Source organism: Hyphococcus sp. (assembly GCF_041986965.1).
GTDB lineage: Bacteria > Pseudomonadota > Alphaproteobacteria > Caulobacterales > Parvularculaceae > Hyphococcus.
On the sequence record NZ_JBHIXB010000001.1, the window covers coordinates 633,001 to 652,277 of the forward strand.

Consider the following 19,277-nt stretch of genomic DNA (forward strand, 5'->3'; position numbering starts at 1 on the left):
TGACGATCACGAATGCTCAATATACGGATCATCCCCTGTCTCGACGTGAAAGACGGCCGCGTCGTCAAGGGCGTCAATTTTGTCAATCTGCGCGATGCCGGCGATCCGGCCGCCGCCGCCGAAGCGTATGACGCTGCCGGCGCAGACGAGCTTTGTTTTCTCGATATTTCCGCGAGCCATGAGGGCAGGGGCATTCTGCTCGACAAGGTGTCTACGGTGGCCGAGCGGTGCTTCATGCCGCTGACCGTCGGCGGCGGGGTCGCCTCGCTCGATGATTTCAGGGCGCTCCTTCTCGCCGGCGCCGACAAGGTCGCGATCAATACAGCGGCAGTGAAAAATCCCGATCTCATCAACGCCGCCGCGCACCGCTTCGGCGCCCAATGCGTCGTCGTGGCTATCGATGCGAAGCAGGTTGGCGATCCCCAAGAAAATCAACATTGGGAGATTTTCACCCATGGCGGACGCAATGCGACGGGTATCGACGCGGTGGAGTTTGCAAAAGACGTGGTCAGCCGGGGCGCGGGGGAAATCCTGTTGACCTCCATGGACCGTGACGGCGTCAAGACCGGCTATGACATCGCATTGACGCGCGCCATCGCCGAAGCGGTGGACGTGCCTGTCATTGCGTCAGGCGGCGCCGGTTCGGTCGAACATCTCATTGAAGCGGCGACCGAGGGAAAGGCCTCCGCGGTGCTTGCCGCATCCATTTTCCATTTTGGCGAGATTTCCATCTCCGAGGCGAAAGCGGCGATGGCGGCGGCAGGCCTGCCAATGCGGACCGGTAAAGCGGCGTAAGGAGACGACATGTCAGGCAAGAACGATATCGGCGCCGTTTTAGAGCGTCTTGAAGTGACGATCGCCGCCCGCAAAGGCGCTCGTGCCGATGCGTCTTATACCGCCTCCCTGCTTGCAGGCGGGTCCAATAAATGCGCCAAGAAATTCGGTGAGGAGGCGGTCGAGGCGGCGCTCGCCGCTGTGTCCGGCGATAAAAACCATCTCACCGCCGAAGCGGCGGATGTCCTCTATCACCTCCTTGTTATGCTGGCGCAGGCAGAGATTTCTCTGGACGATGTTGCGACCGCGCTTGCCGCGCGGGAGGGAACATCCGGACATGATGAAAAAGCCGCCCGAAAAACATGAAGACGCAAATACGGATTTTCATCTTTAGCGGGCTTTTGCTGGCCGCTTTATCGGTTGTTTTTCTTCTGGCGGGCCGGTGGCGGTTCTCAGCAGCAGATGACGCCGCGCAGATTTCCGCCAGCATATGGCCGGGCTATAAACGCGAGGCGAAAACTCATGTCTCGCAGCGGCTTCTTGACCTTGAAAGCCTTGCGCCCATTGAAGGCGGCGCGCTGTTCATCGGGGATTCAATCACAGAATTTGCACCCTTGGCGTCAATGTTCCCCGGCGTTCTCATCGCCAATTACGGCGTTGGCTGGGGAACAAGTGACGGGCTGTTGTTGCGTCTCGATCAGGTTGCGCGCAATGCGCCGGATCGTGTGTTTATCCTGATCGGCACGAATGACATCCATTATGACCAGCCGCCGGAGCATATCGCAGGCAACATTCTATCTGCGGCAACGTCGCTGCGGCGGGATATGCCGGGTGCGGAGCTTTATGTGATATCGCTGTTGCCGCGCGAGCTTAAGTCCATGGCAGCGGTGAGGGCGACCAATGCTCTTTTGGAAGAACGTGCGGCGGCCGGCAGTTATGTTTATCTTGATGTTTCGCAGGCGCTTGCGGCGCCTGACGGAAGCTTGCGCGCCGGCCTGACCACAGATGGCTTGCATCTTAACGCCGCTGGTTACGCAGCCCTGTCCAGGGCCATGGGGCCGTGTGTTCTTTCCGGCTGCGAAGCTCTCCCACAATAAAAAAGCCCCGGAAAACCGGGGCTTTTTAAGGGTTTACCGGGCTCTACCAGCCGCAGGAGCGGCCTTCATTTTGTTCCTGAAGCCAGTCGAGGAGCGGCTGGAAATAGGCGACCATCGCCGAGCCGTCCATTTCGCGGCTGCCGGTGAAGGCGGCCAAAGCTTCCGGCCAGGGCTCCGACGCGCCCATTTCCAGCATGGCGTTGAAACGCGCGCCCACCGCTTTTGATCCGTAAACAGAGCAACGGTGCAGCGGGCCTTCCCAGCCGGCGATGTCGCAGGCGGCCTTGTGGAACTGGAATTGCAGTACGCGGGCAAGGAAGTAGCGCTCGTAAGAGACATTGCCGGGGATATGGTATTTCCCGCCCGGATCGAAATAATTGGCGCCGCGCTCCACGGGCGGGCGAATGCCCTGATATTCCTCGCGCAGGTTCCACCAGCCTTCATTGTAGGTTTCAGGCGTTAATTCGCCGGAGAAAACCTGCCAGCGCCATTTGTCCATGAGCAGGCCGAAGGGCAGGAAAGCAACGCCTTCCATCGCTTCGTTCATGAGCAGGCCCAGATCTTTCGACGCATCGGGAACCTCGTCGATAAGGCCGATTTCTTTCAGATATTCCGGTGTGATCGACAGCGAGATCATGTCGCCGATGGCTTCGTGGAAACCGCCATTGGCGCCGGTCTGAAACAGGACCGATTTGTCCTGATAGGCGCGCTGGTAATAATTATGGCCGAGTTCGTGATGCACCGTGCGGAAGTCATCTGCGTTGACCGATGTGCACATCTTGATGCGGATGTCATCGGCCCAGTCGAGATCCCAGGCGGACGCATGACAGGCGACTTCGCGATCCGCCGGCTTGGTGATCATGGAACGCTCCCAGAAGGTTTCGGGAAGCGGCTCAAAGCCAAGTGAGGAGAAAAAGCCCTCGCCGGTTTTGACGATCTGTTCGGCGTCATAGCCTTTTGCGACAAGCTGATCCGTCAGGTCATAGGACGGCGAGGCGCCTTCCGGCGCGGCGAGATCGTTGAGCCCGCCCCATGTTTGCGCCCACATATTGCCGAGCAGGTCGGCGCGGATCGGCTGGTCCAGCGGGACGACCTCATCGCCATATTGTTCGTTCAGTTCCGCGCGGACATAACAGTGAAGCTCGTCATAAAGCGGCTTCACCTGGCCCCAGAGGCGGTCCATTTCCGCCGCGAAGGCGTCCGGGTCCATATCATAGCGTGACCGCCACATGGCGCCGGCGTCGGCGTAGCCGAGTTCACGGGCGCCTTCATTGGCGAGTCTCACCATCTTGGCGTAGTCGGACTTGATGGTGTTGCCGTCGGCGTCGGTCGTCACCGGCACTTCGCGCCATTTGGTCCAGATTTCCTGAAGCTTCGCCGGGTCGCGAATCTCGCCCATCATCACTTCAAGGTCGGAGCGCGGCACCGTCTTGCCGTCGAGTTCGATCTTGCCGGTCTCGTAAGCGGCGCCCATGCGGGTGTTGATTTCGGCGAGCTCTGCGGCGGCGCCCGGACGCGACGGCGCCGGCAGGTTCACGCCAAGCTTGATCGCTTCGAGTTTGCGGCGCGTTTCCGCCGGCAGGTCGAGATCGTTGAAGCGCTTTGCTTCATTGGCGAACTCGACGCCTTTTTCGGTGGCTTCGGTGTCGGCTTTGGTGACAAGCCAGTTGGTGTCGTAGTTGATATAGGTCGCCTGAACCCATGCGACGCGGCTGTAATATTCCCCGAATTCGCGGGTCCATTTTTCCACTTCAGCGATAAAGTCCGCCGCGTCCGCCGCCGTTGGCCCGGCGTCTTCGGCGGCGCTTTCCGGCGCGGTTGCGGCCGGGCTCGCCGCCGTGGTTTCGGTGTCCGCTGCATCCTGGCTGCAGGCGGCCGTCAGCGCCAGAATAGAAACGGCGGCGAGCGCGCCGAAAGGGCGCGCGAAGTGTCTTTTTGTCATGGAAACTCCCTGAGAAAGCTTGGTTGCCTGCATGATAGCGGGACGGCGGGATGGAAGCAAAACGCCCTGTCGCAAAGTGGCGGTTAAACTTTCGCCGCAATCCGGATCGCGGCTCTGCAGCCGAGGCGGATCGCCGCTGAAAGAAGGCCATAGCCCGGGGCTTCGCGGGCGCCTTCGTCTTCGGCTGTGTGTTTGTGACCAAGCTCGTCCTCGCGAAACTGGCGCACGGTTTCGCGCAATTCCGGTTCGCTGTCGCCCAGTTCGTCGATCTGTTCGGCGTAATGCTTTTCGATGACGTCCTCGACCGCTTCGGTGCAGGCCATGGCGGCCTTTTCCCCCATCAGCGCCGTCGCCGCGCCAAGACCGAATCCGGCGGCGTTCCAGATCGGCGCCAGCAGGGTGGGGCGCACATTGCGTTCCGCCAGCAGCCGGTCAAAGGTCGACAGATGGTGGTGTTCGCCTTCTTCCATCTCTTTCAAGAGCGCTGCGGTGCGCGCCTTGTGCGGCAGGCGGTCGAAAACGGCGCGCTGGCCGCGATAGATGGCGACGGCGCCATATTCGCCGGCGTGATCGACGCGCAGCATGTCGCCAATGCGCCGGCTTTGCGGACCTGGTTTTTGCGGCGCTTCGTTCCCGGAATTGCTCATGCGGAGGCCGTCCGGCGCACCATGCGCGCAGTTCGGGTTTCCGCAAGGGCGGCAAACAGGGTCAGGGCGAAAAGCCCGGCTGAGGCGAGTAGATTGTAACCAGCCATGGAGACGCCGAGAAAGCGCCACTGCACGTCCTCACAGGAAGGGGCGTCGGTCTTTTCCGTCAGCGAGGCGCCGAGATTGTTGATGTCGATTTCGCCAAGGCCGCCGCCGCCGGAGCAGATGGCGGGTCCCGGCCAGTATCCGTATTCAACGCCGGTGTGATAAAAGGCGAGACCTGAACTGACCGCGTAAACAAGCGCAGCGGCGCCGACTGCAGCGGCGGCGCCGACTTTCGATTTAAAGAGTCTTGAGGCGATGAGGCCTGCGGCGGCGACGCCGAGCGCCGTCCAATGCGCCTCGCGCTGGTCCAGGCAGAGAATGCAGGGAACAAGCCCGCCGACTTTTTCGAACAGATGCGCGCCGGCGAGCATGGCGCCGCTCGCGGCGAAGGAAAGGCCGAGCGCGGGCTCCGTAAAAGAAAGGTTTTTCAAAAAACCGGTCATGCCAGACATAGTAACCGCTCAAGGGCCGTAACGCCTCTGGCGGATCGTCACATCTGTGTAAGGCGGAAAAATGTCAGCCGCGGGAAAGCAGCCAGGCTTTTACAAGGCTCAGGGTTTCCGCGCCCACAAAAAGCAGCAGAAAGACCCAGATGAAGCCGATCAGCAGGCCGCCAATGACAAGAAGCCCGTCACGCTCAATCAGGCCGAGCGCAATGATGGCGACGCCGATGCCGGGGATGGTGTTGGTCAGGGGAAAGGGCGTCAGGATCGAAGCGATGGGGATCAGCATGAGCGCGCCGATAATACGCAGGGCGAGGTGGCTCGTCACCGGCCTGAAACGGGGGGAGGCGATGCGCTCGACCCAGCCCACATATTTTTCCGCGCGGCCCAGAACAGTTGCAAAAGCGGGAATGGCGAAGCGGCGGTCGTGGAGCTTTTTCGGCAGCCAGGGGTGGCGCCCGCCCAGCGCCATCTGCCCCGCGAGGAACAGCATCGGCAGGGCGACAATCTGCGGCAGGACGTAAATGAACGGCAGACAGCAGGGCAAGGCGAGAAGCAGCAACAAGAAACCGAAGGCGCGCTCGTCCAGCCGGTCGACGACATCGCCCAGCCTGGCCGTGGGCTCTTCTCCGGCGGCGGGAGCTTCCGGCGCCGCGTCCTTGAGGTCGTCGAGAATATCATGAAGCACACGGGTCGCCCCGCGCATGGGTTTGGCATTGTCGGCAGGTGCGGTCATGAACGGTAAAGTCCCTTCCTGCGCTGTCATCTAGGCGATTTTGGCTGCGCGACATAGCCCGGTTCAACAAATCTTTCGGGGCCCATTGACCGCGCCTTCGCGCTACCTAATATGCCGCCCTCACGTCGCCTGTGACATGCGCCCCTCTGGCGGAACTGGTAGACGCGCTGGATTCAAAATCCAGTTCCTTCGGGAGTGCCGGTTCGATTCCGGCGGGGGGCACCACGCTTGTGACGTTGCGTCGCTTGTTATGAACGCGCCTTACGCCTTCTTCACAAATTCTGATTTCAGCTTCATCGCGCCGATGCCGTCGATGCGGCAGTCGATGTCATGATCGCCGCCCACAAGGCGGATGTTTTTCACTTTCGTGCCGACCTTTACGACATGCGACGAGCCTTTGACCTTGAGGTCCTTTATGACGGTAATCGTGTCGCCGTCGGCGAGAGGCGTTCCATTGGCGTCGACAACGCCGCTCTCTTCTTTCTCCGCATCGCTTGCTGACGGGCTCCATTCATGAGCGCATTCGGGACAGACCAGCATGGCGGCGTCCTCATAGGTCAGCGTTGATCCGCATTGCGGACAGGGCGGCAAATCGCTCATTTTCTGAGTCCTTCAGAGATGAAAAAACCCCGCCGGAGCGGGGTTTTTTAAGGCTATGTTTTGCGCCTAACAGCGGCCTTTGCGGCGATCCTTTTTGGAGCACCTGTCGCCGGCGTTGTTGTCGATGGTGTTGTTGGTGATCTTCGGCTCCAGGCCTTCGCGCAGATAGATGGAAAGACCGCCATTGCCGATAATCTCGTTGTCTTCAATGAAGCCATTGACCCCGAACGGAATGCTCACGCCGTCGCGGCTGTTTTTGGCGATCTCGTTGTAACGCACGAGGGAGAGCTTGGCGTATTTGTCGAGAATGACGCCGGATCCTTTGTTGTTGCGGATCTTGTTGCCGATCAGGCTTGTCGAGCCGTAGCCCGAAGATTTCACGCCTGAGTCCAGATTATCAAAAATCTCGTTGCCGGCGATGACAACATCGGCGCGGGTGCCGTTGGCGATGTCGACGCCGACTTTGTTCTGCAGGATCTTGTTGTCGATGATGAAGCTCTGCGACAGGGAGTGCTGCTGGGCGACAAAGACGCCTTCAGAGCCTGCGGAAATGCGGTTTTTCTCCAGCATGACAGTCCCGCCGTTGATTTTCACCGCCGGACGCACGCCGGAACCGAGAACGTCGCTTTCCTTCAGCGTGAAGACGCCCTGATGCACGTCGATGCAGGCGTCGGCGCCGGAATTGATCTTGGCGGCGAAATGCACATTAGCGACAACCGCATGGGCGGTGCCGTCCTTGGGCGAGAATTTGAGGCAGGGCGCATTCATGGGCGCGGAGATTTCAACGCCGGAGCCCGGGCCGCGGTCGCCCTGGATGAAAACCGATTTATTGAGCGAGATGGATTCGTTGTAGACGCCGTGCATCACATAAACGACGCCGCCTTCGGCGACATCATCCAGCGCGCCGGAAATCGTCTTGTATGGCCCCGGCCCATTGGCGTCGACGATGATCTGCATCGGGCCTTTTTTGTTTGAACCGCCGCCGGTAGAGCCTGACGAGCTGGAAGATCCGCCCGGTTCCCGGATCGGAAAGCCGCCGAGCGACTGGGCTGCGGCGCTTGTTGCAACGAGGCCCGCCGCCAAAAGGCCGGCTGCGCCGGTTTTTGCGATCTTTAGGGCGAATTGGGATTTCATCATGCGTTTCATCTCAAGTCCCCCTACTGAATATCACGCGTGGATTCGAAGCTTAAGCGGCGCAGCGCGTCATTGGCCGGCCGATAACCGAGCGCCGAGGCGCGCGCCAGGTGGAAGGCCGACTGACGTTCATCCGGCGACACTTCGTTAAGGCCGGTGGTGCCGTCGCGGAAGACGACGCCAAGCGCGTAATGGGCGATGGCGAGGTTCTGGTTCGCAGCATCAGAAAGCCATTTCACTGCTTGCTGACCGTCCTGTTCGACGCCAATGCCGCGCACGAACATGATGCCGTAGACATATTGCGACATCGGGTGCTTGGCTTTCGCGGCGTCAGCGAAAAGATCGACCGTCTGGCGCGGTGTCAGGACGCCGGTCACGACGGCGTCTTTCTCTTCCGGGGTCATGTTGAAATCGCGCGCAACCTGCGAGTACTGGAAGCGGCGGATGGCGTCGCGAGTCGACGGGCCGAGCTTGTTGTCGACCGTGCCGGCGCGGAAGCCGAGGGCGTTGAGCGCCCGCTGGATCAGCTCAACGTCGATGTCAGAGACGGCTTCGAGCGCGTCCGCCATGCGGATTTCTTCAAGCTCGCGCTTCAAACGCTCAAGCTCTTCCTGCTGGCGCGTCTTGCCGGTGTGCTCAGGCGGCAGCGGCGGCTGCCAGTCTTCGACAGATTCTTTGGCGAGCTTGATTTCGTTCGACGTCATCAAAGGCTCGAGAAACTCATAAGCCGCACTCGCCTCTCCGACGCCGCGCTCCTTGGCGAGCGCATACATTTGAAGGGCTTTCGTATTGCTTTTCTCAACGCCCGCGCCTTTCTGATACATCTCGCCGAGGCGATAAATCTGATAAGGGCTGCCGGCTTCGAAGGTTTGCGCCACCAGCTTTTCGGCTTTCGACACATCCGATGTGCTCATGCGGAAGCGAATTTCGGTAAGGCGCGCTTCAGCGAGGATCTGCGCATTCACTTCATCGGCGGTGGGAAGTTGGTATGCGGAGAAATCGTGATAGGCCGCGAGGGAGTACCACAACAGCGCCTGAACATTGTCGACCGGAATTTCTTCCAGCGGCGCGGCGGCGTTGCGTGCAGCCTCAAGCGGTTTGCCTGAATAAACATCGCCGAGAATTTTCTTCGAGCGAATGTCGCCGGCGATCGCATAGCTCCGCCAGGTGTCTATCGCCTGTGAATATTGTCCGTTCTTGTAAGCCTCAAGCCCGGCTTCATAAGTGGCGTAGGCCGGCGAAGCCGCCGCCAAGGCAAGGACGGACGCCGCCGCCATGCCGCCGACTAACCGGCGCGCTTTTCCAAACAGCATTTTTGGATCTCTTTTCATATCCCCGCTTCCCCTGACATACTCCCCCGGCCTCTCAAGACCCGGATCGGCGCTTCACTCGACCGGCGCGCCAGCTTCGCCCGCCAGTCCATGACATTCGACCATGACCTCCGTCGAGACCCGCATTAAAGCACGGCTCGGCGCGTCTCTCCATATTAACCTTTACCATTTCTGAAAGCAAAAGGGCGCCCCAAAGGGGAAGCCCGGCTGGAGCCTTGGGCGATTCAGGCCGGATTCGGCCCGCGCGTGACCAGAAAGACGCAAATTGGCCGTTCCGCCGGCCCCAGATCGGGCTGACGGCGCGCCTCGTGACCCGCCTCGCGGCAGAAATGGGGAATATCAAGCGCCGCGACGGGATCGTCCGCCCTGACGATCAGGGATGAGCCCGGCGCCATACGCCGGAGCGCCGCCTCCATCCGGATGACCGGCATGGGGCAGCGATAACCGGTGACGTCGAGGGTCGTTAGGGCGTCGTCAGCCAAACGGGCCTCCGAAAAGCGAAACAAAAACAGGAAGCTAGTAATGCCTCCGGCGTTTCTGTCCGGCAAGGCGAAAATTGCGGCCCGTAAAAAAGGCTCCGCGTCTTTCGACGCGGAGCCCGGGGAGGCCATGATATTGGCTCTAGTTGGTCGCGAGTTGAAGCTCGATGCCCACAATGCGGCCCTTGTTAAGGGGCGCAAAGCTGCCGCCGCCGAGCGAGCCCGGCAACTGGGTGTCGCCCCCGAACTGCACCTCGTTGAGTAGGTTCTTGCCGTAAAGCGAGATGGTGACCTGATCGTTGAATGTGGTCAGTCCGATGCTTGCATCAATGGAGCTGACCTCGTTCAGCGTACCGAGATTATTGTCCGTATAAAATGACCGATCGCGGTGATAGTAGCGGAAGCGGGCGTCGAGGGAGCCGGCTTCGCCGAGATCATAAGAGTAGATAAAGCCCGCGCCGTAAGTCCAGCGCGCGAGGCGCGGGATTTCGAGAGCAAGGTCTGCATCGTCAACAACGCCGGGGCTCACCGTCGGAGCGCCGATGTCGAACAGAAGCGAGTCGTATTCGCCATCGGTGTGGCCGAGCGATCCCTGGAACAGGAAGTTGTCCGTGAAGGCGATCTGGGCCTCCATTTCAAAGCCCCAGATGGTTGCATCGGCAGAGTTGGTGATGACTTGCACGACGCCTGCAAGCGGGTCAGCACGATTGATTTCGCGCTGCATGTCGCTGATGTCGTTTAGGAAGACGGCGGCGTTGACGACTGCAATGCCCTCCGCGGGCTGCGCTTTAAAGCCGACTTCCCATGCGTTGACTTTTTCTTCGTCAAATGGTCCCGGCAGGAAAAGCGGATCGAAGTCCGCGTTGGGCACAAAAGCTGGCGGCGGCGCTGGGTTCGGTAAGAATGGAACGGATGCAAGTGACGTATTCCGGAAGTTGTAACCGCCGGAGCGCACCCCTTGTGTGAAATGCGCATAGACGTTCAGGTCTTCGCGCGGACGCCATTCAAAGCCGACCTTGCCGGTGAAATTCTCCCACGAGTCGCTGTCCGTGAAATCCTCTGTGCATGATCCGGCAATACGAACGTCGCAATATGGGAACGCTGTATTGAGTTGCAGGTTAGAGATGACCACATCTTTTTCCTCCCGCGTCCAGCGGCCGCCGAGGATTAGCGTAAAGTTTTCGCCGAGGTCGATATCCGCTTGGCCGAAAACAGCATAGGTGGTCTGATCTTGAACGCCGCCGCCGCTGAAGAACTGAGACCCTCTAGCGCTAAACAACGCCAAAGGGATATTCCGGCGTTCATTATAAAGCAGGTCCTGTGTGAACCAGTATCCGCCAAGCGTAAGGTCCAGAGTGTCGAAGAAACGGCCCGCATAGCGCAGTTCGTTCGACATCTGATCCTGATCAGTCGTTGATCCTGAATGGAACAGGAACAGCGGCGTCGCATCGATATCGCCGGCAGTCGTCCCGCTGCCGTCGCGCCAACCAAAGATGTTAGTGATGACCCCGTCGCCAAACGGCACATTCCAGTTGATTTCCGCCGTCACCGCATCGCGTTTCGAAGTATAAAAGCCTGGTTCGTCGATAGAGAAAGTGAAGCTGTCGCGCGGCGCGCTGAAGAACGGGTTTGTAACGCCAGCTCCGTTGGTGTGGTTCTGGCCTGGCGGTCCGTCGCCTTCGCTGTCGAAATGCTCGTAGCGGACGAGCAATTCGAAATCGTCCGACGGCGTGAACGTGATGGACGGACGCACCATCCAGGTTTCCGCTGCGCCGAAATCCTCAAACGCGTCGGGCCCGGATGTCGCCACCAAAGGCGCCGCTGCGCCGAAGGCCCCGGCCGCAATTAGATTCGGCACAGGCCCGCCAAGATAACGGCGGAAATAGCCTTCATCCTTGTTGTAATAGACAGAGACGCGGGCTTTCAGCACATCCTCGATAATCGGTCCGCCGACAGCGGCCATGGCGTAATAGTTCGGCCCGCCGCCATTGAGGCCGCTTTCAACGGCGCCCTTGAACGAGGCTTCGAATTCGTCAGTCGGCTTTTTCGAGTTGAGCAGCACCGCGCCGCCGGTCACATTGCGGCCAAACAGAATGCCCTGGGGTCCGCGTAGGACTTCAATCGATTCCAGATCGAAAATGTCGAGCACGACCCCGCCATTGATGCCGAGATAAACGCCGTCGACAAACACGCCGACAGTCGGGTCGATCGAGGGAATCGATGAGTTGATGCCGACGCCGCGAATAGAGAAGTTCGCCGTTCCCCGGGTGGTGCCGATGTCGTCGAAGGAGACATTCGGGATCGAATAAGACAGGTTTTGCAGGTCGCGGACTTTCAGCGCGTCAAGCTGGTCGCCGCCATAAGCCGTGATGGCGAGCGGGACATCCTGCACGTCTTCGGCGTTCGCTTTTTTGGTGCCGGTGACTAAAATTGAGTCGCGCAGTGTTTGAACAGATGTCTGGGCTGAGGCAGTAGCGCCGGCGGCCAGGCTGGCGGCGAGCGCAATAGCGGACGTTCTGGCGATTAGGCCAAGTTTCATGGTTTCCTCCCTGATAATGCCGCGCCGGTTTTCCGGCGTCTTGCATATGGTTGCGGGAGCAGGCCCCTGACTTCCTGTTACTCCCAGCGCCACCCTATCGTGGATCGCAGGATGGAAACAGAAATTGATGCAGCGAGCTGTATGAAGCCACGATGGGGTGTTGCTGTATTTCAACAGGCCTTCGCACATGCAAAAAGGGATGCGCCGCAAAGCGCATCCCTTTTGTGGGTGACGGCGGTTTTATTCTAGGAGCGCAGGCGGCCTGCGAGCTCATTCAGGGAGAACGGGAACACAATCGTGTTCGTCCTGTCGCCGGCGATGTCCTGAAGGGAGTTGAGATAACGCAGCTCCATGGCGCCGGGCGACGTGGCGAGCACCTGCGCGGCTTCGGATAATTTCGCCGCCGCCTGATATTCGCCTTCTGCCAGGATGACTTTGGAGCGACGTTCGCGTTCGGCTTCGGCCTGCCGCGCGATCGCCCGGATCATCGACTGGTCCACATCCACATGCTTGATCTCCACATTGGAAACCTTGATGCCCCAGGCTTCGGTCTGGGTGTCGAGGATTTCCTGAATGTCCTTGTTGAGCTTGTCGCGCTCCTGCAGCATCTCGTCGAGATCGTGCTTGCCGAGCACTGAGCGAAGCGTGGTCTGGGCGAGCTGGCTGGTCGCCGCCATATAGTTTTCGACCTGAACAACGGCGCGCACGGCGTCGACGACGCGGTAATAGATGACGGCATTCACTTTCACCGAGACGTTGTCCTGTGAAATCACATCCTGCGTCGGCACGTCATGAACGAGCGTGCGCATATCAACCTTGCGCATGGTCTGGATGATCGGGATCAGGAGGATAAGGCCGGGGCCTGCCGCTTTTCGGCCAACGCGGCCAAGGGTGAAGATGACGCCGCGCTCATATTCTTTCAGAATTTTGATGATGCTGGTGACGATGACGAATCCAAACGCCAGCAACGGGATGAGAAAACCTATTCCGCCCATGGGGGCCTCCTTGTTGTCGATCTGTTGGCGCAGCGGCGCCGGGCTTGCACCCCGTCCTTGCGTTAGGGCGCGTCTTTTTTCACTTGAAGCAATAATCCGTTAACGGAGAGAATTTTCACCGCATCGCCTGGCTTGAGGTCATCTTTCGAGACGGCGCGCCACAGTTCGCCGCCTGCGGAGACATATCCTTTTCCATCCGCCCACTCCGTTACATCCGCGCGATTGACGTTCATGACCTCTCCGACGCGGAACGGCGTTTTCCAGCGCATGAAAAGAAGGCCGTAGACCTTCGCGGCGGCGACGGCGGCGAAGCCGGCGACGACCATGATGATGATGAATTTCAGGGGGTTGTCGGGAAGTCCCGTCACCTCAATCATCCGCTCACGCCTCTTTCGGCTGCATCGCTCCAAGCAGGCCGGAAGCCTTGGCCTGTTTGACCACAAGGACAAGACCATCAACCTCAACAACGCGGATCTTGTCGCCGGGCGATAGCGGTTTGTCTGAGCGGGCGCGCCAGCGTTCCCCTTCAACAATGACCCAGCCGTCTTTGCCGTCCCATTCGTCGACAAGGCCCTCGCGTTTGCGGATCGCTTCGGCGCCGATCATGGGGCCGTGGCCGCGCGAGCCGACGATGGCGAACAGGATGAGGCCGAGAAACGCGCCGGCAATGACGAGGATGGTTCCGATAACGCTTGCCGAGACCCGGAAGCCTTCGGGGAAGACGACGAACATGCCAAACCCAAACACGGCGAGCCCCGCAAGGCCGACAAGCCCCAGGGTCGGCGTATAGGCTTCAATCAGGATCATCACTGCGCCCACCGCCATCAGAGCGAGGCCGAGCGAATTAAACGGCAAGACCTGAAAGGCGTAAAATCCAAGCAGAAGGCACAGGACGCCGACAACGCCCGGAAAGATCGACCCCGGATTCCACATTTCGATGATGATGCCCGTGGTCGCCAGCGACATCAGGATCACCGCCACATTAGGGTCGGCGACAAAATGCAGAATGCGTTCAACGAGCGTCGGCTCGGCGCGTTCAAGCCGCACATTCTCCGTGTTCAGCGTTTTCTCACCTGATGCGACTTTTACGACGCGGCCGTTCATCTGGGTCAGAAGATCGTCAATGTCTGTGGCGATGAGGTCGACGACGCCGAGCTCCAGCGCTTCATTGGCGGTGATGGAGGCGGCGTCGCGCACGGCGCTTTCCGCCCAGTCGGCGTTGCGCCCGCGTTCTTCGGCCAGCGCACGGATATAGGCGACGGCGTCATTGATCGCTTTGGAGCGGAGCGCGTTGTCATTAGAGAGCGGTTGCGCATCGGGTGCGCTGGAAGGCCTGACTTCCTCCGCTGTTTCACGCGCTTCGGTTAAGGCGTCTGCGGCTGTTTCTTCGCCATCGGCGGCGGGCGATGTTTCTTCGCTTTCGTCATCCGTATCAGGGGCGGTGTCATCAAAGGGATTGTCTTCCGACGGCGCGCCGCCGATTTCAACCGGCGTCGCTGCGCCGGTGTTGGTGGCCGGCGCCATGGCGGAGACATGGGCGGAATACATAATATAAAGCCCGGCGCTCGCGGAGCGTGCGCCCTGGGGGGAGACATAAGTCGCCACCGGTGTGTCGGACGCCAGGATCGCCTTGATGATGGTCTTCATGGAATCCATGAGGCCGCCTGGCGTGTCGATTTCGATGATGACGATTTCGCGCCCCGCGTCGGAGGCGGCCATGATTTCGCGTTCGAGATATTGTGCAGCTGGCGGCGTCACCGCGCCATTGAGGGTGAGGATGACGCCAGTGCGGCCGCTATCGGCGGGCGCTTGTGCAAGGGCGCTGAAACACAGCATCGCTGCAGCAAGTGCAAAAAGTGCGGAAAATCCCCACAGCCGTTTTGATCGTGTCATGTCGCCCTCGCCCCTCGCGTGTATCTATAAAGATAAGCTCGCGCGGGAGAGATTCAACGGAAAAGAACTTTTCCCGCTGTTTCAGAATGATACGGGAATGCGCAAGGAGAGCGCCTAATACGCCGCGATTTCTACCTCGTAGCCTTCCTTGCGAAGGTTCTCGATGATGCGGTTCAAATGCTCCTGGCCCTGCGTGTCGATGGTGACGTCCATGCAGGTCATCTTCGCCGGCAGGTCTGAATAGGTGCGGTGGTGGCCCACATCGATGACGTTGCCGTCATTCTCGGCGATGATCGACGCCACACGGACAAGCTGCCCCGGCATGTCGAGAAGTTGAACCCGCAGCCGCGCCAGCCGGCCCGAGCGCGCAAGGTCGCGCATGATGATCATCGACAACAATCGCGCATCGATATTGCCGCCGCAAAGGACAAGTCCAATGGTCTTGCCTTTAAAGCGTGCAGGGTCGGCGAGGATCGCCGCGAGCCCGGCGGCGCCGGCGCCTTCGACCAGAAGTTTCTGCTCCATGATCAGGATCGAAAGCGCGCGCTCGAGAATGCGCTCTTCGACGAGGACGATGTCATCGACGTTCTGGCGCACGATCTGACGCGTCAGGGCGCCGGCTTCCTTCACGGCGATGCCTTCGGCGAGGGTTGAGCCTCCAGTGTCGCGCTTGCCGCCGTCAATGGCGTTCGCCATGGAGGGAAACAGCGCCGCCTGGACGCCGATGAGCTCTGTCTTTGGCGAAAGATCCTTGATGGCGAGCGCCATCCCGGCGATGAGCCCGCCGCCGCCGATGGGAACGATCATGACGTCGAATTCAGGCCCGTCCTCGATCATTTCCAGCGCCACCGTGCCTTGTCCGGCGATAACGTCGGCGTCGTCGAACGGATGGACGAAAATGAGCCCGCGCTCCTTTTCGATTTTCGCCGCGGCCGCTTTCGCCTCGTCGAAATCATGGCCGGTCAGCACCACTTCCGCGCCAAGCTCGCGGGTCTGGCGGACTTTCACATCCGGCGTCGTCACCGGCATGACAATGACGGCGGGAATGCCGAGCGCCGCCGCATTGCGGGCGAGGCCTTGTGCGTGATTGCCGGCTGAGGCGGCGATGACGCCGCGTTTTCGGTCAGCCTCGGTGAGCAGCATGAGCTTGTTCAGCGCGCCGCGTTCCTTGAACGCGCCGGTATATTGGAGGTTCTCAAGCTTCAGATAGATATCGGCGCCGGTGATCGCTGACAGCTTCCGCGCATGGACCAGCGGCGTGCGCTTAATCCGGCCCGCGATCCGTTCGGCGGCGGCGCGAACATCATCAGCGGTGGGAAGGCGGGCGGTGTCCATGATCAAATCTCTGTTTCTACGTGTTAGAGCCAACGTGATAGGAAGTGCGGAGGCGCTTTCTCGCGCCCGCAGCAAGCGCCGACTTTTGGCGCAAAAGGTCAAGAAGGTCCATATTCGCAGTGGAAAATTATAAGCCCGACCCGGTTTTTGAGAAATTAGGCCTCGATAATGGCGCCCCCTTCTATGACCCGGTCACGGCGGCGGCCTTTCCCGACCACACCGTCCGCTACCGCAATCAGCGCTGGGCCGAAAAGGTCGGCCTCGGCGATTTGTCGGAGGAGGGCTGGGTATCCCATTTCGGCCGGTTCGAGCCTCTTCCTGACAACCTCCAGGCGCCCGTCGCCATTCGGTATCACGGCCACCAGTTCCGCAGTTATAATCCCGATATCGGCGACGGCCGAGGCTTTTTGTTTGCGCAATTGCGGGACGAGCAGAACCGGCTGCTTGATCTCGGCACAAAGGGCTCCGGCAAGACCCCGTATTCGCGTTTCGGCGATGGTCGCCTCACCTTGAAAGGCGGCGTGCGCGAGGTGTTGGCGACGGAAATGCTCGAAGCGCAGGGCGTCTACACATCGAAAACCTTCAGCTTGATCGAAACCGGCGAGAAGCTTTACCGCGAGGATGAACCGTCGCCGGCGCGCTCTGCGGTGCTGGTGCGGTTGTCGCATTCTCATGTGCGGTTTGGCGCCTTTCAACGTCTTGCCTATGAAAAAAACGATGAAGCGATTGCGGCGCTCGTTGATTATTGCATAGAGCAGTTTTATCCGGCGCTTGCCGGAAAAGAGGGTGAGGATCGCATCCTCTCATTGTTTGAAAAAGCCGTTCAGCATACGGCGCAACTCGCAGCGCAATGGATGGCCGCGGGCTTTGTTCATGGCGTATTGAACACCGACAATATGAATGTGACGGGCGAGAGTTTCGACTATGGCCCTTGGCGTTTTGCGCCGATCGCCGACCCTTCCTTTACGGCCGCTTATTTCGATCAGACAGGGCTTTACGCTTTCGGGCGGCAGGCGGAGGCGGGCGCATGGAACCTCGCGCAGCTTGGCGGCGCCCTGTCTTTGCTAGCGCCGGTCGAGGCCTTGAATGAAGCGCTGCGGCTTTTTTCTCCTGCTTATGAAGAGGCGATGTCTGACGCGTTTTTCCGGCGGCTCGGGCTTCGGCGCGCAGGCGAAGGCGACTTCGCTTTCGTGACGAATTTTTTGAGGTGGATGACCGAAACCGGCGCGCCTTACGAACGGGTTTTCTTCGACTGGTTCTGTGGATCTGCGTCAGAAGACAGAGCGTCGCAAAGCCCCGCGGCCGAGCTTTATGCCCAGGATAAGTTTTCCGAAATCCGTGACGCCCTCAGCTCTGCGGCGCCCGACAGGCCGGAGCGGCTCGCCCGTGATTATTTCAAGGGCGCAAAGCCCTGCACGATGTTGATTGACGAGGTGGAGGCGATCTGGGCGCCGATCGCCGACGAGGACGACTGGTCGGCCTTCAGGGCGAAGCTGGAAGAAATCGGTCGGCTGCGCGAGGCGCTCGGCTTTGACGCCAGCCGGTTTATTCCTTGATCCGGGCGGGTTCGCGCTGGACGGTGCGCTCGACGACATAAACGCCAGCGATGAGGGCGTTTGTCCCGATAAAGCCGAAAATCAGCCATTCGACGAGGCTGAGGCCGGCGAGATAGGTCGTTACGATGTCCAAAGCCATGGGGCTCTCCTCCCTGAGACATGGACAAATGTTCATCTGAAGAAGTGAAAATTTTGCCTAGTTTTTCAGGGGCTTTGGCTAATGCGCGGTAACCGCTCAAGAGCCTGATTTCGCGCCATTTCCCGCGAGTTTGCTTGGCCCTGCTTGTTTCCAAACCGGTATTTTCCAGTTAACATCCCCTTAACGCCGGGCCGGGAGGGGCTCGCCCGGGCTGTCTTGGGGCCTGGCAGGGGAATCGTGAGGGGTCGATGACGTCTGAAGTCGTGTTGATGAACCGTCAGGCGGTGGCGATGGCGGCGGATAGCGCCGTGACCATCTCCGGCGACCGGTATCTCAAAACCTATAATTCTGCGGACAAGCTGTTTCCGCTGGTCGAAGGCCAGCCGGTCGCAGTGATGATCTATAACAACGCCGAAATCATGTCGACGCCCTGGGAGACGGTGATCTCCCTCTATCGGGAGCAATCGCGCGGGCGCCCCCTGGATACGGTCGCCGCTTACGCCGAAGACTTCATGGAGTTTCTTTCCGGCAATCCCGACCTGTTTCCCGCCGACCATCAGGATACAGAATATTTCAAGGTCGTGGCTGTCGTTTATACGGTGCTGGCCGAAGAGTTCGACTATCAGGTCCAGAAATTCCAGCAGACCCATCCGGGCGGCGTGCGCGACCATATCTCTTCGATCTTCGAATTTGTCGTCGGCGAAATGCATGCCGATTATCAGCGCTGTCCCGACGACTCGCCGCGCGGCGATCTCGGCTGTTTTCCAAAAGGCATGGGCGAGCAGGTGCGCCGGCGCTATGGCGGTGAGATCGACCAGTTGATCATGAGCCTCACAGGCTCGTTGAAAAACGAATATCCTGGGCTTTCCGTCACCGAGGAAACGCTGGGACGTTTGCGTGAAATTGCGGTTTTCGCCGTCACCAAGGATGCGTTTTTCGAACATTATACCGGCGTTGTCTTTGCGGGTTTCGGGGCGAAGGAAAAATTCCCGTCCATGCGCTCCTATCTCGCTTCTTCGGTGGTGCTCGGCATCCTGAAACGAAAACAGGATCGCAAAGCCGATATCGGCGCGGATTCGGGGCCGGTTTTTCAGCCCTTTGCGCAGGACCGCATGATCCGGACCTTCCTGACCGGCATGGATCAATATCTGCGGATGTTCATCTATTCCGAAACGCTGAAGCTCTCGCGCGGGCTTGTCGCCGATATTGTCGGACGCACGCCGAATCTCAGCGACGCGCAAAAGACGACCATCTTCCGCGATTACTCCAACAACAATCTCGCCGGCGCCGTGAATGAGTTTTTCAACTCGGTCGACAATTATCAGTATGCTGTGCATACGCGGCCGATCCTCAGGGCGATCAACACGCTGCCAAGAAAAGAGCTGGGTGAAACCGCCGCCTCGCTGATCAAACTCAATTCGTTCCAGCAAAAAGTGATGCATTCGGTGGAAACGGTGGGCGGGCCCATCGACGTCGCCGTCATCACGCGCAATGGCGGGCTCGAATGGAAACGTGAGAAACCGGAGCTTTAG

19 protein-coding genes and 1 tRNA gene are annotated in these 19,277 nt (G+C 59.7%); 6 read left to right on the plus strand and 14 right to left on the minus strand.

Translation table 11 applies throughout. The features are described 5' to 3' along the window. The first annotated feature begins 12 nt into the window (after positions 1–12). Genes hisF through ACFC5L_RS03120 form a run of 3 tightly spaced genes read left to right on the plus strand, consistent with a single transcriptional unit; the run spans position 13 to position 1,871 of the window. Entirely contained in the window at positions 13–795 is a 783-nt protein-coding gene (hisF, locus tag ACFC5L_RS03110) for an imidazole glycerol phosphate synthase subunit HisF (RefSeq protein WP_375201743.1), read from the plus strand. A gap of 9 nt (positions 796–804) precedes the next feature. Continuing rightward, positions 805–1,140, plus strand: coding sequence for a phosphoribosyl-ATP diphosphatase (locus tag ACFC5L_RS03115; RefSeq protein WP_375201742.1), 336 nt, complete (start codon positions 805–807; stop codon positions 1,138–1,140). Next, on the plus strand, positions 1,137–1,871 hold the full coding sequence (locus tag ACFC5L_RS03120) for a GDSL-type esterase/lipase family protein (RefSeq protein ID WP_375201741.1): 735 nt from the start codon (positions 1,137–1,139) through the stop codon (positions 1,869–1,871). Before ACFC5L_RS03115 ends, ACFC5L_RS03120 begins: the two co-directional genes overlap by 4 nt. Positions 1,872–1,914: 43 nt before the next feature. On the opposite strand, the gene ACFC5L_RS03125 is transcribed toward ACFC5L_RS03120, so the two are convergent. The 4 genes from ACFC5L_RS03125 to ACFC5L_RS03140 all read right to left on the minus strand — a co-directional run bounded on the left by ACFC5L_RS03125 (position 1,915) and on the right by ACFC5L_RS03140 (position 5,744). Continuing rightward, complete coding sequence (locus ACFC5L_RS03125; RefSeq protein WP_375201740.1) at positions 1,915–3,813, minus strand: M2 family metallopeptidase; 1,899 nt, start codon at positions 3,811–3,813, stop codon at positions 1,915–1,917. 83 nt (positions 3,814–3,896) lie between these two features. After that, complete coding sequence (locus ACFC5L_RS03130; protein ID WP_375201739.1) at positions 3,897–4,460, minus strand: demethoxyubiquinone hydroxylase family protein; 564 nt, start codon at positions 4,458–4,460, stop codon at positions 3,897–3,899. Next, complete coding sequence (locus tag ACFC5L_RS03135; protein WP_375201738.1) at positions 4,457–5,017, minus strand: disulfide bond formation protein B; 561 nt, start codon at positions 5,015–5,017, stop codon at positions 4,457–4,459. The genes ACFC5L_RS03130 and ACFC5L_RS03135 overlap by 4 nt, the downstream gene beginning before the upstream one ends. Before the next feature lie 64 nt (positions 5,018–5,081). After that, entirely contained in the window at positions 5,082–5,744 is a 663-nt protein-coding gene (locus tag ACFC5L_RS03140; protein WP_375201737.1) for an exopolysaccharide biosynthesis protein, read from the minus strand. A gap of 140 nt (positions 5,745–5,884) precedes the next feature. Here ACFC5L_RS03140 and ACFC5L_RS03145 point away from each other — a divergent pair. Next, positions 5,885–5,969 (plus strand) — tRNA-Leu (locus tag ACFC5L_RS03145). Between the two features lie 36 nt (positions 5,970–6,005). On the opposite strand, the gene ACFC5L_RS03150 is transcribed toward ACFC5L_RS03145, so the two are convergent. The 9 genes from ACFC5L_RS03150 to ACFC5L_RS03190 form a co-directional block, all read right to left on the minus strand. Beyond that, a complete protein-coding gene (locus ACFC5L_RS03150) occupies positions 6,006–6,344 on the minus strand; it encodes a zinc ribbon domain-containing protein YjdM (RefSeq protein WP_375201736.1) in 339 nt (112 codons plus the stop codon). Positions 6,345–6,410: 66 nt separating this feature from the next. Continuing rightward, on the minus strand, positions 6,411–7,490 hold the full coding sequence (locus tag ACFC5L_RS03155; protein WP_375201735.1) for a right-handed parallel beta-helix repeat-containing protein: 1,080 nt from the start codon (positions 7,488–7,490) through the stop codon (positions 6,411–6,413). An 11-nt stretch (positions 7,491–7,501) separates the two neighbouring features. Continuing rightward, entirely contained in the window at positions 7,502–8,791 is a 1,290-nt protein-coding gene (locus tag ACFC5L_RS03160; protein ID WP_375201734.1) for a peptidoglycan-binding protein, read from the minus strand. Positions 8,792–9,033: 242 nt separating this feature from the next. Further along, positions 9,034–9,291 carry a sulfurtransferase TusA family protein gene (locus tag ACFC5L_RS03165; RefSeq protein WP_375201733.1) on the minus strand — a complete coding sequence of 86 codons (258 nt, stop codon included), beginning with the start codon at positions 9,289–9,291 and terminating at the stop codon, positions 9,034–9,036. 139 nt (positions 9,292–9,430) lie between these two features. After that, complete coding sequence (locus ACFC5L_RS03170) at positions 9,431–11,827, minus strand: TonB-dependent receptor (protein ID WP_375201732.1); 2,397 nt, start codon at positions 11,825–11,827, stop codon at positions 9,431–9,433. Between the two features lie 245 nt (positions 11,828–12,072). Continuing rightward, complete coding sequence (locus ACFC5L_RS03175) at positions 12,073–12,822, minus strand: slipin family protein (protein WP_375201731.1); 750 nt, start codon at positions 12,820–12,822, stop codon at positions 12,073–12,075. Between the two features lie 62 nt (positions 12,823–12,884). Next, the gene (locus ACFC5L_RS03180; protein WP_375201730.1) at positions 12,885–13,199 is read right to left on the minus strand and encodes an NfeD family protein; all 315 of its coding nucleotides are present in this window, start codon (positions 13,197–13,199) and stop codon (positions 12,885–12,887) included. 4 nt (positions 13,200–13,203) lie between these two features. Next, a complete protein-coding gene (locus tag ACFC5L_RS03185) occupies positions 13,204–14,715 on the minus strand; it encodes an NfeD family protein (RefSeq protein WP_375201729.1) in 1,512 nt (503 codons plus the stop codon). A 114-nt stretch (positions 14,716–14,829) separates the two neighbouring features. Then, complete coding sequence (locus ACFC5L_RS03190) at positions 14,830–16,050, minus strand: threonine ammonia-lyase (protein ID WP_375201728.1); 1,221 nt, start codon at positions 16,048–16,050, stop codon at positions 14,830–14,832. Positions 16,051–16,169: 119 nt separating this feature from the next. Here ACFC5L_RS03190 and ACFC5L_RS03195 point away from each other — a divergent pair, with 119 nt between their 5' ends. Then, on the plus strand, positions 16,170–17,606 hold the full coding sequence (locus ACFC5L_RS03195) for a protein adenylyltransferase SelO (protein ID WP_375201727.1): 1,437 nt from the start codon (positions 16,170–16,172) through the stop codon (positions 17,604–17,606). On the opposite strand, the gene ACFC5L_RS03200 is transcribed toward ACFC5L_RS03195, so the two are convergent. Continuing rightward, a complete protein-coding gene (locus ACFC5L_RS03200; protein ID WP_375201726.1) occupies positions 17,596–17,745 on the minus strand; it encodes a hypothetical protein in 150 nt (49 codons plus the stop codon). The two genes, ACFC5L_RS03195 and ACFC5L_RS03200, sit on opposite strands and share 11 nt — an antisense overlap. A 248-nt stretch (positions 17,746–17,993) precedes the next feature. Here ACFC5L_RS03200 and ACFC5L_RS03205 point away from each other — a divergent pair, with 248 nt between their 5' ends. Then, complete coding sequence (locus ACFC5L_RS03205; RefSeq protein WP_375201725.1) at positions 17,994–19,277, plus strand: hypothetical protein; 1,284 nt, start codon at positions 17,994–17,996, stop codon at positions 19,275–19,277.